Below are 13,741 nucleotides of genomic sequence, written 5' to 3' on the forward strand. Positions count from 1 at the left end.
GCCGGGGCGGGGTCGGCGGGCCGCTGCCGGAGGGTGGTCGCGGGTTCGGCGGGCCGCTGCCGGAGAGTGATCGTGGGGTCGGTGGCCTGCGCGCCTACGGGATGGTCGCCGCGATGTGGATCAGGTCGACGATGGCCTACCGGGTGTCGTTCCTGATCACCACGGCGGCGAGTTTCGTGACGAGCGGGCTGGACTTCGTCGCGGTGCTGCTGATGTTCTCCCGGGTGGACGCGCTGGGCGGCTGGTCGCTGCCCGAGGTCGCGTTCCTGTACGGGCTGTCCGCTGTCGCCTTCGGACTGGCGGACCTGGCGATCGGGTCGATGGAGCGGCTGGGCCGGCGGGTGCGGGACGGCACGCTGGACCTGCTGCTGGTGCGTCCGGCGCCGGTGCTGGCGCAGGTGGCGGCGGACCGGTTCGCGCCGCGCCGGGTGGGCCGGGTGATCCAGGGGGCGCTGGTGCTGGGCTTCGCGCTGTCCGCGCTGGACGTGGCGTGGACGCCGGCGAAGGTGGTGCTGGTGCCGGTGATGGCGGCCGCCGGCGGGGCGATCTTCTGCGCGGTGTTCGTGGCGGGGGCGGCGTTCCAGTTCCTGGCGCAGGACGCCTCCGAGGTGCAGAACGCGTTCACCTACGGGGGGACGACGCTGTTGCAGTATCCGCCGGTGCTGTTCGCGCAGGAGCTGGTGCGCGGGGTGACGTTCGTGCTGCCGCTGGCCTTCGTGAACTGGGTGCCGGCGTCGTACGTGCTGGGGCGGCCGTACCCGCTGGACCTGCCGGGCTGGACGGCGTTCGCGTCGCCGCTGGTGGCGGCGGGGTGCTGCGCGCTGGCGGGGCTGGCGTGGCGGGCGGGGCTGCGTTCCTACCGGAGTACGGGGAGCTGAGACCAGGTGGACGACGACTTCATTCGTCTCGACGGCGTCGAGAAGGTCTTCGACGTACGGAGGAGGACCGGGTTCCTGCGCCGGGAGCGGCGTCAGGTGCGGGCGGTGGACGGGCTGTCGTTCACCGTGGCGCGCGGCGAGGTGGTGGGCTACATCGGGCCGAACGGCGCCGGGAAGTCGACCACGGTCAAGATGCTCACCGGCATCCTCACGCCCAGCGGCGGCACGCTGCGGGTGGCCGGCATCGACCCGTCCCGGGAGCGCGCCCGCCTGGCCCGCCGGATCGGCGTCGTCTTCGGGCAGCGCACGACGCTGTGGTGGGACCTGCCGCTGATCGACTCCTACCGGCTGGCGCACCGCATGTACCGCATCCCCGACGCCCGCTACCGGGAGAACCTCGACCGCTGCGTCGAACTCCTCGGCCTGGGCGCCCTGCTGGACGTGCCGGTGCGCCAGCTGTCGCTGGGCCAGCGGATGCGCGGCGACATCGCGGCGGCCCTGCTGCACGACCCGGAGGTCCTCTACCTCGACGAGCCGACCATCGGCCTGGACGTGGTCTCCAAGGCCAGGGTGCGCGGCTTCCTGCGCGAGCTGAACGCCGGGCGCGGCACCACGGTGCTGCTGACCACGCACGACCTGACCGACATCGAGCAGCTCTGCTCCCGGGTGATGGTGATCGACCACGGCCGGCTGATGTACGACGGTCCGCTGACCGGGCTGCACGAGGCGGGGGAGTCGGAACGGACCCTGGTGGTGGACCTGGCGCGCGAGCTGCCGCCGATCGAGGCGCCCGCGCCCGCGCGGGTGGTCCGGGTGGAGGGGCCCCGGCAGTGGCTGGCCTTCCCGGCGTCGGCGTCGGCGGCCGAGCTGGTGGCGCGGGTCGCCGCCGCCTATCCGCTGGTCGACCTGTCGGTGCGGGAGCCCGACATCGAGGCGGTGATCGCCCGGATGTACGCGGAGCGGGCGGGCGCGTAGGGCGCGGGGGAGGGCGGTCCAGGCATAGTGCCGGGGGCGGTGAACTCGTAGGCTGCTGTACATGACCGACGACGCCCCGGACCTCCGGGCATCCGACGCCGACCGCGAGCGGGTCGCCGAGGTCCTGCGGGACGCCCTCGCGGAGGGGCGGCTGGACCTGGCGGAGTTCGAGGAGCGGCTGGACGCCACGTACGCGGCCCGCACCTACGGCGAGCTGGCCCCGCTCACCAAGGACCTGCCGGCCGGTGCGGCGGCGCCGGCGCCGAAGGTGTCGATGGCCAAGGAGCCGGCCGGGGCGGGGAGCTGGGCGGGGCGGATCACCGGCGGCGAGGCGTCCTCGACCTGGGCCGTCGCCGTGATGTCCGGGTTCCAGCGCAAGGGGCGCTGGCGGGTGCCGAGGCGGTTCAACTGCTTCGCGTTCTGGGGCGGCGGGGAGATCGACCTGCGCGAGGCGGACTTCGCCGACCGCGAGGTCGTGATCAACTGCGTGGCGGTCATGGGCGGGATGAACGTGGTCGTGCCGCCCGGGGTCGAGGTGATCGTCCGCGGCGTCGGCGTCATGGGCGGCTTCGACCACCGGGAGGAGGGCGTGCCGGGCGACCCGGGCGCCCCGCGCGTGATCGTGACGGGCTTCGCCTTCTGGGGCGGGGTCGGGGTGGAGCGCAAGCTGCCCCGGGCGGAGCGGCAGCGGCTGAGGGAGGAGCGGCGCCGGGAGCGGCTGGAGCGCAAGGAGGCGAGGCGGGAGCTGAACGCCTCGGTGCGCGACGACGTGATGGACGCCCACCGGCGGATGCTGGACGCCCACCGGGACCACCGCGACCAGCACCGGGAGCGCCGCCCGCGCCGGGAGGACTGAGCCGGGGCGGCCCGGTGCCGTCGGAGGGGTCCGGTGTCCTCCGACGGGTCCGGTGTCGTCGGAGGGGTCCGGTGTCCTCAGAGGGTTCGGTGCTGTCGGACGGGTTCGGCGCTCTCCGAAGGGTCCGGTGCTGTCGGAGGGGTCCGGCGCTCTCCCGAGGGTCCGGTGCTGTTGGGGGGCCCGGCGTCCTCCGAAGGGTCCGGTGCCGTCAGAGCTGGGCCGGTGCCGCCCCCTCCAGGTCGTCCAGGTCGAGCGCCCCGGCCATCCGCGCGTACCCCTCGTCGCTGGGGTGGAGGTTGTCACCGCAGTCGTAGTCGGCGCGCAGCCGGCGCGGGTCGTACGGGTCGCGCAGCGCCTTGTCGAAGTCGGCGACCGCGTCGAACACCTCGCCGTCGCGGATCGCGGCGTTGACGTCCTGCCGTACCCCCTCGCGGACGTCGCTGTAGCCGCGGTGGCCGCCGAACGGCATGAGGGTCGCGCCGATCACCTTCAGCCCGCGGGCGTGGGCCCGCTCGACCAGGGTGCGCAGGCCGTCGAGGATGAGTTCCGGGTCGGTGACGCCGGGGTCGCGCAGGATGTCGTTGACGCCGAGGTCGATCACGACGGCCCGGACGCCCGTCCGCCCCAGCACGTCCCGGTCGAACCGGTCCAGCGCGCTCGGGTTGTCCGGCGGGGTGCCCACGCCGCCGGTCAGGACGCGGTTGCCGCTGATGCCCTGGTTGACGACGCTGTAGCGCGGCACGTCCCGTCCCTTGTCGGCCGCCGTGCGCAGCCGCGCGGCCAGCACGTCGGTCCACCGCCGGTTGGCGTCGGGGGTGGAGGTGGCGCCGTCGGTGAGGGAGTCGCCGATTGCCACGACGGTGCCCTCGGCCTCGTCGCTGAGCAGGTCGAGGGCGCTGAGGTAGCGCCAGTACGGGGTCGGGGTGTAGCCGGTGCCGGTGGTGTCCTCGGCGCGGTCGCCGGTGGCCAGGTAGTTGGTCTGCCGGGTCTGCGAGTGGATGGTGACCGGGCCGGACGGGGTGGGGGAGTAGGTGGTGACCAGGACGTCGGCGTCGTGGGGGACGGCGAGCCGTACGGCGTCGCTCATCACCTGGCCGCCGGCCGGGATGACGACCCGGGTGGCGCCGTCGAAGGTCAGCCGCCGCATGGTGCCGTCGGCCGCGGCGGCGGTGCCGGCGCCGTCGGCCAGGGCGAGGGAGGCGTGGCTGATGGTCAGCGGGGTGGCACCGTAGAAGTTGGACAGGGTGACGCGGGCGCTGGTGCCGCCGACGGCCGTGTGCACGACGTTGCGCACCGAGCGGCCGGCCAGGCCGGTGGCCCGGGTGCCGGGTTCCGCGCCGGAGGGGGAGGCGGACCAGGCGCCGACCCAGGTGCCGGTGGAGGCGGGCGCGGCGGAGCCCGGCGGGGCGTGGCCCGCGGCGCGCGACGCGCGGTTCCCGGTGGCGTCGTCGGCCGCGACCCCGACGTATATGGCGACGGAGAGGGCGAGCACCGCCGCGAGGACGGCGGCCAGCAGGGCGTGCTGCCGGGCGGGGCGCCGGGTGGGCCGGGCGGGGGGTGCTGGGGGTACCGGAGGTACCGGGGGCAGCGGGGGCGTGTCCGGGCCCCCGTCATGACCGCGGGTCATGTGGTGCTGTTCTCCTAGGGGGAGGGGAGCCCGGGGCTCCGGTCCGACGATCCCATGATGCGTCATGGGGGCGGGGGCGCGAACGGGGCCCCGTCGCGATTCCCCTCCGGACAGACGCCGGGAACTCGCGTTCCGTTCCGGGAGTCGGTCAGGAAGGGACAATGGGTGGGGGATCACCGGACGGGTGGAGCGGAGCGGATGGAACGGACGAACACGGGCCGGCCCGAGGGCGAGGGCGAGGGCGAAGGCGTGGGTGCGGGTGCGGGTGCGGGTGCGGGTGCGGGCGAGGACCCTGCCGAGCACGAGCGCCGGCCCGCCCGCCCCGGTGCCCCGGCGGGCGGCGCGACGGCAGCCGGCGGGGCGCGGGCACCGGGCGGCGCGACGGCACCGACCGGTGCGACGGCACCGGGCCGGGCCACGGCACCGACCGGTGCGACGGCACCGGGCCGGGCCACGGCACCGACCGGCGCGACGGCACCGGGCCGGGCCACGGCACCGACCGGCGCCACGGCACCGGGCCGGGCCACGGCGGCGCCGGGCCGGGCGACGCCGCCGAACCGCGCCATGACGACGTTCAGCCCCGCGGACGAGGAGAAACGGCGCGGCGTGCGCCGCATGAAGCTCACCGCGACCGGCCTGCTGCTCTTCGTCGCCCTGGTCTACGTCCTCGCCGAGTGGGCCTCCCACCACGGCGCCGGCGCCTGGGCGGGCTACGTCTCGGCCGCCGCCGAGGCCGGCATGGTCGGCGCGCTCGCCGACTGGTTCGCGGTGACCGCCCTCTTCCGCCACCCCCTCGGCCTGCCCATCCCGCACACCGCGATCATCCCGAAGAAGAAGGACCAGCTCGGCGTCTCCCTGGGGGAGTTCGTCGGCGAGAACTTCCTCTCCGAGGACGTCGTACGGCAGCGGCTGCGCGCCGTCGGCATCGGCTCCCGGCTCGGCGCCTGGCTCGCCGTCCCCGAACACGCCGACCGGGTCACCGCCGAGCTGTCCGCCGCGCTGCGCGGCGCCCTGACCGTGCTGCGCGACTCCGACGTCCAGGCGGTGGTCGGCGAGGCCATCACCCGCCGGGCCGACGCGCAGGAGATCGCGCCCGGCGTCGGCAAGATGCTGGAGCGCGTCGTCGCCGACGGCGGCCACCGCAGGGCCGTCGACCTGATCGTCACCCGCGCCCACGACTGGCTGGTCCTGCACGGCGACTCGGTGATGGACGCCGTGCAGGGCGGGGCGCCCGGCTGGACGCCCCGGTTCGTCGACAAGCGGGTCGGCGAACGCGTCTACAAGGAACTGCTGCGCTTCGTCACCGAGATGCGGGACATGCCCGCCCACCCGGCGCGCGGCGCCCTGGACCGCTTCCTCGCCGACTTCGCCGCCGACCTCCAGTCGGACACCGAGACGCGGGCCCGGGTGGAGCGGCTGAAGACGGACGTCCTGGGCCGCAGCGAGGTCCAGGACCTGATCGCGTCCGCCTGGACGGCCGTACGGTCCATGATCGTCTCGGCGGCCGAGGACGAGCGCAGCGAACTGCGCCTGAGGGTGCGCGCCTCGCTGCTGTCGCTGGGCGCCCGGATGGCCTCCGACACCAGGGTCCAGGGCAAGGTCGACCAGTGGATCGAGGGCGCCGCCGTCTACGTCGTGACCACCTACCGGCGGGAGATCACCTCCCTGATCACCGACACGGTCGCGAGCTGGGACGCCGAGCACACCACCAAGAAGATCGAGGCCAACATCGGCCGCGACCTCCAGTTCATCCGCATCAACGGCACGGTGGTCGGCTCGCTCGCCGGGCTGCTGATCTACACGGTCTCCCGCATCCTGGGGGCGTAGCCTCCGGGCGCGCTCTCCCGGCGTGACTCCCCCGGTCCAGGGCACAAGGGAGGCGTCGCCCGGCGGAGAGCACGCCGGAGCGTTCGACGGAGAGGGAGCCCATGACAGCAGATTCGTCGCCGGCCCCGGTGCCCGCCTCCACCGGAACCGTGACCACGGCCGTACCGGCCCGCCTGGACCGGCTGCCCTGGTCCCGCTGGCACTGGATGATCGTGATCGGCCTCGGCACCGTCTGGATCCTGGACGGCCTGGAAGTCACGATCGTCGGCAACGTGGCCGGCCGGATCGCCGAGGAAGGCAGCGGCCTGGACATCAGCGCCGCGCAGATCACCGGCCTGGCCGCCGCCCTGTACGTGGCGGGCGCCTGCTCCGGCGCCCTGTTCTTCGGCTGGCTGACCGACCGCTACGGCCGCAAGAAGCTCTTCATGGCGACCCTGGTGGTCTATCTGGCGGCGACCGCGCTGACGGCGCTGTCCTTCGAGTCCTGGTGGTTCTTCCTCTTCCGGTTCCTCACCGGGTTCGGCATCGGCGGCGAGTACGCGGCCATCAACTCCGCGATCGACGAGCTGATCCCCTCCCGGTACCGGGGCCGGGTCGACCTCATCATCAACGGCAGCTACTGGCTCGGCGCGATCGGCGGCTCCCTGCTGTCCATCGTCATGCTGGACACCGCGATCTTCCCCAAGGACCTCGGCTGGCGGCTGAGCTTCGCCCTCGGCGTCGTCCTCGGCCTGGTCATCCTGCTGGTGCGGCGGCACGTACCGGAGAGTCCGCGCTGGCAGTTCATCCACGGGTACGGCGATCAGGCCGACGGTCTGGTGTCCTCCGTCGAGAAGGAGATCGAGCGGGAGAAGGGCGAGAAGCTGCCGCCGCCGGCCGGCGAGATCACCATCCACCAGCGCAAGAGCATCGGCTTCGGCCTGATCGCCAGGACCGTCTTCGGCAAGTACCCGCGCCGCGCCGTCCTCGGCCTCTCCCTCTTCATCGGCCAGGCGTTCCTCTACAACGCCATCACCTTCGGCTTCGGCACCATCCTCATCACCTTCTTCGACGTGCCGACCGGCCGCACCGGCTACTACTTCGCCGTCATCGCCGCGGGCAACTTCCTCGGCCCGCTGCTGCTGGGCAAGTTCTTCGACACGGTCGGCCGGCGGATCATGATCTCGTCGACGTACCTGCTGTCGGGCGTGCTCCTCTTCGGCACCGCCTGGCTCTTCGACCGGGGCTCGCTGACGGCGGCGACGATGACGGCGTGCTGGTGCGTGGTGCTGTTCTTCGCCTCGGCCGGGGCGTCCAGCGCCTATCTGACCGTCTCCGAGGTCTTCCCGATGGAGACCCGCGCGATGGCCATCGCCTTCTTCTACGCCCTCGGCACCGCCGCCGGCGGCATCAGCGGCCCGCTGCTCTTCGCCGACCTCACCGAGTCCGGCGTCGTCGGCGACACGGTGCTCGCCTTCCAGATCGGCGCCGCGCTGATGTGCGCGGCGGGCGTCGTGGCCGCGTTCCTCGCGGTGAAGGCGGAACGGCGCTCCCTGGAGGACATCGCGGAACCGCTGTCGGCGGCACGGGCCCGGACGTCGGCCGGGACACCGGGGACACCGGGCTCGCCGGGGACGTCCGGGGCGGCGATGTAGGCACCCGGGGCGGGCGGCGGTGCGGGGCCGTCCCCGGGCGGGTCGTACACGGCGGGGCCGTACGCCACGGGAGGTCCGGAGCGGGCCGTCCGGAGGACCGCCCGGAGCGGGTCACCCGGAAGGCGGCCCGGAGAGGGCCGTACACGGCGGGGCCGTACGCCACGGGAGGTCCGGAACGGGCCGTACACGGCGGGGCCGTACGCGGAGGACCGCCCGGAGCGGGCCATCCGGAAGGCCGCCCGGAGCGGGCCGTACACCACGGGAGACCCGGAGCGGCCGTACGCGCCGGCCGACGGGCAGGAAGACCGTGGGCGCCTCGGCCCCGCCGGCCGGCGGCCAGGGAGGCCGTCGGCGGCTCAGCCCCGCCGGTCGGCCACCGCCCAGGACACCAGCGCGACCGCGCCCGCGACACCGCACACGGACGGCCAGGCGCCCACCTTCCTGGCCAGCGGGTGCGACCCGGCGAACGCCGCCACGTACGCGGCACCGAGCGCCCCCGCGGCCCCGCCGCCCGCCCGCTGCCGCCACTGCGCCGCCGCGACCGCCCCGGCGGCGGCGAGCACGACACCCCCGAGCTGACGCTTCCCCGTCCAGCGGGCGACGCCGTACCCGCCGACGAGCCCGCCCGCGGCGACAAGGGAACTGGGAATCTTCGTCATGGTCCGAGACTAACTCCCACCTGCGACATCACCCCATACCTGAGCCCAGGCTTGTCAACTTTCCTCCGGCGAGCTATATAAGAAGACGTACCGAGGGCATCGCACAGACCCTGTGGAGAGGAGAGAACTGTGATGCTCATGCGCACGGACCCCTTCCGCGAGTTGGACCGGCTCACCCAGCAGGTCTTCAACACAGCCGCCCGCCCGTCGGCGATGCCGATGGACGCCTACCGGTCCGGAGACGACTTCATCGTCCACTTCGACCTCCCCGGCATCGACCCCGAGTCGATCGAGCTGGACGTCGAACGCAACGTCCTCAACGTCCGCGCCGAGCGCAGGTCCCCCGCCCCCGAGGGCGCCGAGACCGTCGTCGCGGAGCGGCCCACCGGCACCTTCACCCGCCAGCTGTTCCTCGGCGAGACCCTCGACACGGAACGCATCGACGCCTCGTACGACGCCGGCGTCCTCACCCTGCGCATCCCGGTCGCCGAGCAGGCCAAGCCGCGCCGCATCCAGATCGCGGGCGGCAGCGACCGCAAGCAGATCAGCGGCTGAGCGACTCGGATTCACCGAGCGTCCCGCGGGCACCCCGACGTGGCGCCCGCGGGACGCCCCTCGCCGATCCCGCACCCGTCCGAAACGGAGGAGAAGCCCCCACATGACCGTGACGACGATGCCGAGCACGACGTCGGCCCCGGCCCCGGCCTCGATCCCGGCCCCGGCCCCGGCCCCGGCGGCGACCGCGACGGCGACCGCGGCGCCGGTCCCGCCCGCACCGCCGTCCCGCCCGGCCTGGGCCGACCTGGTCGAGGAGGTGCGCGAGGCCGGCCGCTACCCCACCCGGCCGGAGGCGGAACGCGTCATCCGCATCGTCCTCTCCGCCCTCGGCGGCCACGTCGTCGGCGACGAACGGGTCGATCTGGCCCAGGCCCTGCCCGAGGAGGCCGCCAGGGTGGTCGCCTCGCAGATCCCGGCCACCCGCCCGCTGACCGCCGCCGAGTTCGTCGACTCGGTCGCCGCGCGCATCGAGGGCGCGACCTCGGCCACCGCCCGCTGGGACGTCAGCTCCGTGCTCAGCGTCCTGCCGCCGCTGGTCGGCGACGACCTGATCACCCGCATCCTGGACCGCCTCCCGCCCGGCTACGCCCTCCTCTTCGGCCGCGCGGACCTGACCCCCGCCGCCTGAACCCGCCCCGCCACCCCGGCGTCCCACCACCTCACCGCCCCACCACCCCGGCACTCCGCCACCTCACCACCCCGGTGGACCGGCCACCGTTCCCCTCCGCGCGCCGCGGGGCCGACGGTGGCCGCCGGTGACGACACGCGCTCCCATCACCCTCCTCTGCGCTGCCACACTCCCGTCGAACCACCCGTACGAGTGAACAAACTGGTGCACAGCGCATCCTTTGATCGTTGAACCTCCGGCGCGTCCCCGTACGCGGACATACAAGGACGTATGACGCGTACGACGCCGTACGGCGACGTACGCGGACGTACGAGGACGTACGAGGACGTACGACGACGTATGGCGACGCACGACGACGCCGTGTACGACGACGAGGAGGCGGCATGCCCGCGCAGGAGACCGAGACCGACATGAACGCGAACAGGGAAGGGCAGCGGAACCGGGGAGAGGGAGAGCGCCGTACGGCCGTGGTCGACGGAGCCCGCGTGGCCTACTGGCAGTCCGGCCCGGCCGACGCCGAACCGATCCTGCTCCTGCACGGCTACCCCGCCAACCACCGCTGCTGGCGCCACCAGATCCCGCCCCTGGCCCGCACCCACCGCGTCATCGCCCCCGACCTCCTCGGCTGGGGCGCCTCCGACCACCCCTTCCACCTGCCCTTCGACTACGACACGGAGGTCGCCCGCGTCGGCCGTCTGCTGGACGCCCTCGGCATCGACTCCGCCAACCTCTTCGGCCACGACTACGGCGGCTTCCTCGCCCTCGGCTTCACCCAGGCGCACCCCGCCCGGGTCCGCCGGCTGGCCCTCCTCAACAGCCGCGCCCACTCCTCCTTCACCACCCGCTGGTACACCGTCTTCACCCTCCTCACCCTGGCCGGCCGCGTCCCCGCCCTGCGCTCCGTCGCCCGCCACCTCCCCTTCGCGGCCCTGCACCGCCGCGCCCTCGCCCCCCTCCTGCGCGCCGGTCACCTGGACGAGGCGACGCTCGCCACCTACACCGACTGGATGCGCACCGCCGAGGGCCGCCGCCGGCTCCTGCACTTCTTCTCCGACTACCGCACGGCGCCCCGCCCCGTGCTGCGCCGCCGCCTCGGCGAGATCACCTGTCCGACCGCGGTCGTCTGGGGCCGCGAGGACACCTACCTCAGCCCCGCCATCGCCGCCGAACTCGCCGCCCGCATCCCTGGGGCCGACCTCACGATGCTGGACGGCACCGGCCACTGGCTGCTGGACGAACGCCCCGGGGAGACCACGGCGGCCCTGGCCCGCCTCCTCGCCCGAGCGACCCGGGAAGAATGACGCGCCCTGTCACACTTCCCGCGCCCCCTCCGTCACGCGGGTGTACCGACCGATGACACCGACCCGGAGGAAGCCATGGACGCCGCCCGACTCGACCTGTCCGCCCACCCGGTCTCCCGGAAGCTCCTCGGCCACCTCAGCGCGGCGGGCAAGGCCCTGACGGACTCGCCGCTCCCGCACTCCACCCAGGAGCTGGTGAAGATCCGCGCCAGCCAGATCAACGGCTGCGGCTTCTGCCTCGACATGCACACCAAGGACGCCGAGGCGGCCGGTGAGACCCCGACCCGCCTCAACCTGGTCGCCGCCTGGCGCGAGGCCACGGTCTTCACCGGCGCCGAGCGCGCCGCCCTGGCCCTCACCGAGGAGGGCACCCGCCTCGCCGACTCGTCCGCCGGCGTCAGCGACGGGACGTGGGCCGCGGCGGCCGAGCACTACGACGAGGACCAGCTGGCGGCGCTGGTCTCGCTGATCGCGGTCATCAACGCGTACAACCGCGTCAACGTGACCGTCCGCCAGCCGGCGGGCGGCTACGAGCCGGGCATGTTCGACTGAGGTCCCCGCTGTCCCGCGGTGCCGCCCGGCCGGGCGGCACCGCGGCGGTCCTCCCGGTCGCCGTCACGCGGAGGCGATCTGCTCCGCGATCTCCTTGACCCAGTCGGCCTTGCGGTCCGGGTTGTTGAGGGACTCTTCCCATTCCTCCTGGTTCATCTTGTGCTGGGCGGGTCCGGCCTTGAGCACGACGAGCAGTTCCCGGGCGGACTCCCGCAGCTCTGGCGCCGTGCCCTCGCTCCCGGGGACGCCGGGACCGGCCGCCATGCGGTAGATCTTGTGCGCCATCAAGGTGCGCTCGTGCTTCGACACCTTCTTCCAGACCTTCAGGGAGTGCCGCAGCGCGGCCCCCCAGGACTTCGCGTCCTCCGGCTGCTCGCCCTCCGGTGTGTAGCGCTCGGGGTGCCGGGCCTCCTGGTAGCGCTTGGTGGCCGCGCGGCCCGCCTTGTAGGTGCCGACGCCGAGGACCAGGCCGGCTCCCACCGCGGCGGTGATCCAGCCGGCCGGGTTGCTCCCCAGTACTCCCGCCGCGGTGATCGCCGCGACGATGCCACCCGCGCCCTTGGCGCCCTCGCCCAGCGCGCCGCCCATCTCCTTGCCGACCTTGTTGGCCTGTTTCTGCGTCGTGTACTCGTAGAACTCGCCGAGACGGTGCACGTCCCGATCGGCGCGCTGGTAGGCCGCGATGGCCCGGGCGGCGCTTTCGTTCGCGTCGACGAGAACGCGGGTGACCCCGTTGAAGTGCGCCGTCCACTCCGCGGGCCGTTCGGCCGGGTCGATCGCGTGGAGGGTCCCCAGCAGCCCCTCCAACTCGGCGATCCGCCCCGTCGCCGCGTTCACTTCCTCCCGCAACCGGTCCAGCGTCCCGGCGTGCTTGGTCTCGTGGGCGTCTTCGAGTGCCTTCAGCCCGTGGTATTTGCGGGCCGCTCCGAACGCCTTGAACGAGGACCGCACGCTCTTCCACGAGCCGGTGATGGCGCTGAAGATACCGCTCACTTCGGCGGCGGTCGCGGTGTTCGCCGCCCCGGCGAGCTTGGTCCCGTCCTTGGCCATGCCGGCGCCGTAGCCACCCGTACCGGCGATGCCGACGGCCGTGTCCCCCGCCTTGGCCTTGCCCTTCCTGCGCGCCGTGTGGTGCGCGGCCCCGGTCGTCTTCTTCCGGGACGTCGCCAGGTTCTTGACCGCGTCGAAACCGTTGGTCACGACGCCGATGAGCTCGGTCAGGCCGGCCAGCCCCGCGCCGGCGGTCCCCGAGCCGGCGGCGGCGTGCGCCGCGGCCGTGTCCCCCGAGGCGGTGGCCACCTGACCCACGCCGGCGGCGGTGGGAGCCTGGACGCCCTTGGAGAGGTTGTCGACGGGATCGAGGTCCTTCTTGATCCGGTCCAGCGTCTCGGTGACCTTCTTGAGGATGTCGTCCGGCGGCTTGGGGGCGGGCGTTCCCCCTTCCTGCGATTCCCGGTCCGAATCGGAGGAGTGCGTGGAACCCGAGCCGGTGGTCCGGCTGGACCGCGCGGAGTCCGAGCCGGTTTCCCGGACGGACCGCGTGCCGTCCGAGCCGGCCGACCAGATGGACTGCGGGGGACCCGCGCTGCCGGTCTGGAAGGATTGCGTGGAGCCCGACACGGCGGTGTGGAAGGAGTCCGGAGTACCCGGCCGGGACGTCTCGCTCTCCTCTTCCCGGATGGTCTCCAGGGTCGTGCCCCTGACGCGCTGCACCGCGACGGTCGCGGCCCGGTTGCCGGCGCTGGACTGCATCTGCAGCAGGGCGCGCTGCACCGGGTTCCCGGACGAACCCCCGTTCCGCTCCTGCTCCCTGCGCTGCCGGGCCGCCGTCACGACGGCCGAGGACTGCCGTGTCGGGGCACGATGGACCGGAGTGCTCATGGACGTACCTCTCCTGTGCCGGACCGGGCGTGGCCGCGAAGGTAACCGGGTTCGGCTAACGGAAGCGGTGCGGCGGGGAAACTCTTCACGGCCGCCGCGGGACGCGTCGGCGCAGCCGCCTCCCGCGCCACGGCCCTCACCTGCCGCAACCCACCGCCCCCGGTGGCCGGTCGCCCTCGACCGCCCTCAGCTGCCTTCAACTGCCGGGAAAGGCGACCCCCGTGAGCTCCTCGGAGACCCGCCGGACGCGCCGCGCCTCCCGCGTGCCGCGCAGCCGCGGGTGGAGCTTCTGCTCCCCGGCCGTGCCCCGTGCGGGCCCGGACCTCGCGCGGCCGGCCGCGCCGACGCACCGCCACACCGACCCG

At 73.9% G+C, this 13,741-nt stretch carries 12 protein-coding genes; 9 read left to right on the forward strand and 3 right to left on the reverse strand.

What is annotated here, in order from left to right; genetic code table 11:
- The first annotated feature begins 23 nt into the window (after positions 1-23).
- The 3 genes from ACY1JF_RS26200 to ACY1JF_RS26210 all read left to right on the forward strand — a co-directional run bounded on the left by ACY1JF_RS26200 (position 24) and on the right by ACY1JF_RS26210 (position 2,709).
- Positions 24-878 (forward strand): ABC transporter permease, encoded by an 855-nt coding sequence (locus ACY1JF_RS26200; protein ID WP_462707756.1) that lies wholly within the window; start codon positions 24-26, stop codon positions 876-878.
- A gap of 6 nt (positions 879-884) precedes the next feature.
- On the forward strand, positions 885-1,853 hold the full coding sequence (locus ACY1JF_RS26205; protein WP_462707716.1) for an ABC transporter ATP-binding protein: 969 nt from the start codon (positions 885-887) through the stop codon (positions 1,851-1,853).
- 61 nt (positions 1,854-1,914) lie between these two features.
- The gene (locus ACY1JF_RS26210) at positions 1,915-2,709 is read left to right on the forward strand and encodes a DUF1707 SHOCT-like domain-containing protein (RefSeq protein WP_462707717.1); all 795 of its coding nucleotides are present in this window, start codon (positions 1,915-1,917) and stop codon (positions 2,707-2,709) included.
- Between the two features lie 208 nt (positions 2,710-2,917).
- On the opposite strand, the gene ACY1JF_RS26215 is transcribed toward ACY1JF_RS26210, so the two are convergent.
- Positions 2,918-4,336, reverse strand: coding sequence for an SGNH/GDSL hydrolase family protein (locus tag ACY1JF_RS26215; RefSeq protein ID WP_462707718.1), 1,419 nt, complete (start codon positions 4,334-4,336; stop codon positions 2,918-2,920).
- Between the two features lie 564 nt (positions 4,337-4,900).
- Between ACY1JF_RS26215 and ACY1JF_RS26220 the strand changes: the two genes are divergently transcribed.
- Both ACY1JF_RS26220 and ACY1JF_RS26225 read left to right on the forward strand, forming a co-directional pair.
- Positions 4,901-6,163, forward strand: a complete 1,263-nt coding sequence (locus ACY1JF_RS26220; protein WP_462707757.1) for a DUF445 domain-containing protein — start codon at positions 4,901-4,903, stop codon at positions 6,161-6,163.
- A 101-nt stretch (positions 6,164-6,264) separates the two neighbouring features.
- Entirely contained in the window at positions 6,265-7,797 is a 1,533-nt protein-coding gene (locus ACY1JF_RS26225; protein ID WP_462707719.1) for an MFS transporter, read from the forward strand.
- Positions 7,798-8,153: 356 nt separating this feature from the next.
- Here the strand turns inward: ACY1JF_RS26225 and ACY1JF_RS26230 are convergent, their stop codons facing one another.
- Complete coding sequence (locus ACY1JF_RS26230; protein ID WP_462707720.1) at positions 8,154-8,456, reverse strand: hypothetical protein; 303 nt, start codon at positions 8,454-8,456, stop codon at positions 8,154-8,156.
- 132 nt (positions 8,457-8,588) lie between these two features.
- On the opposite strand from ACY1JF_RS26230, the gene ACY1JF_RS26235 reads away from it, so the two are divergent.
- The 4 genes from ACY1JF_RS26235 (at position 8,589) to ACY1JF_RS26250 (ending at position 11,495) form a co-directional block, all read left to right on the forward strand.
- The gene (locus tag ACY1JF_RS26235; protein ID WP_462707721.1) at positions 8,589-9,011 is read left to right on the forward strand and encodes an Hsp20/alpha crystallin family protein; all 423 of its coding nucleotides are present in this window, start codon (positions 8,589-8,591) and stop codon (positions 9,009-9,011) included.
- 103 nt (positions 9,012-9,114) lie between these two features.
- Positions 9,115-9,642, forward strand: a complete 528-nt coding sequence (locus ACY1JF_RS26240; protein WP_462707722.1) for a DUF2267 domain-containing protein — start codon at positions 9,115-9,117, stop codon at positions 9,640-9,642.
- Between the two features lie 383 nt (positions 9,643-10,025).
- Positions 10,026-10,943 (forward strand): alpha/beta fold hydrolase, encoded by a 918-nt coding sequence (locus tag ACY1JF_RS26245; RefSeq protein ID WP_462707723.1) that lies wholly within the window; start codon positions 10,026-10,028, stop codon positions 10,941-10,943.
- Between the two features lie 75 nt (positions 10,944-11,018).
- Positions 11,019-11,495, forward strand: coding sequence for a carboxymuconolactone decarboxylase family protein (locus tag ACY1JF_RS26250; protein ID WP_462707724.1), 477 nt, complete (start codon positions 11,019-11,021; stop codon positions 11,493-11,495).
- 63 nt (positions 11,496-11,558) lie between these two features.
- Here the strand turns inward: ACY1JF_RS26250 and ACY1JF_RS26255 are convergent, their stop codons facing one another.
- A complete protein-coding gene (locus ACY1JF_RS26255; RefSeq protein ID WP_462707725.1) occupies positions 11,559-13,376 on the reverse strand; it encodes a hypothetical protein in 1,818 nt (605 codons plus the stop codon).
- Positions 13,377-13,741 lie beyond the last annotated feature (365 nt).

It is taken from the genome of Streptomyces sp. SYSU D01066-1, assembly GCF_054956795.1.

Bases quoted from the DNA above. Each gene is read 5' to 3' on its own strand.
- ACY1JF_RS26250 (WP_462707724.1), top strand. From the start codon at position 11,019: ATGGACGCCGCCCGACTCGACCTGTCCGCCCACCCGGTCTCCCGGAAG.
- ACY1JF_RS26230 (WP_462707720.1), bottom strand. From the start codon at position 8,456: ATGACGAAGATTCCCAGTTCCCTTGTCGCCGCGGGCGGGCTCGTCGGC.
- ACY1JF_RS26210 (WP_462707717.1), top strand. From the start codon at position 1,915: ATGACCGACGACGCCCCGGACCTCCGGGCATCCGACGCCGACCGCGAG.
- ACY1JF_RS26245 (WP_462707723.1), top strand. From the start codon at position 10,026: ATGCCCGCGCAGGAGACCGAGACCGACATGAACGCGAACAGGGAAGGG.
- ACY1JF_RS26215 (WP_462707718.1), bottom strand. From the start codon at position 4,336: ATGACCCGCGGTCATGACGGGGGCCCGGACACGCCCCCGCTGCCCCCG.
- ACY1JF_RS26240 (WP_462707722.1), top strand. From the start codon at position 9,115: ATGACCGTGACGACGATGCCGAGCACGACGTCGGCCCCGGCCCCGGCC.
- ACY1JF_RS26235 (WP_462707721.1), top strand. From the start codon at position 8,589: ATGCTCATGCGCACGGACCCCTTCCGCGAGTTGGACCGGCTCACCCAG.
- ACY1JF_RS26255 (WP_462707725.1), bottom strand. From the start codon at position 13,376: ATGAGCACTCCGGTCCATCGTGCCCCGACACGGCAGTCCTCGGCCGTC.
- ACY1JF_RS26225 (WP_462707719.1), top strand. From the start codon at position 6,265: ATGACAGCAGATTCGTCGCCGGCCCCGGTGCCCGCCTCCACCGGAACC.
- ACY1JF_RS26220 (WP_462707757.1), top strand. From the start codon at position 4,901: ATGACGACGTTCAGCCCCGCGGACGAGGAGAAACGGCGCGGCGTGCGC.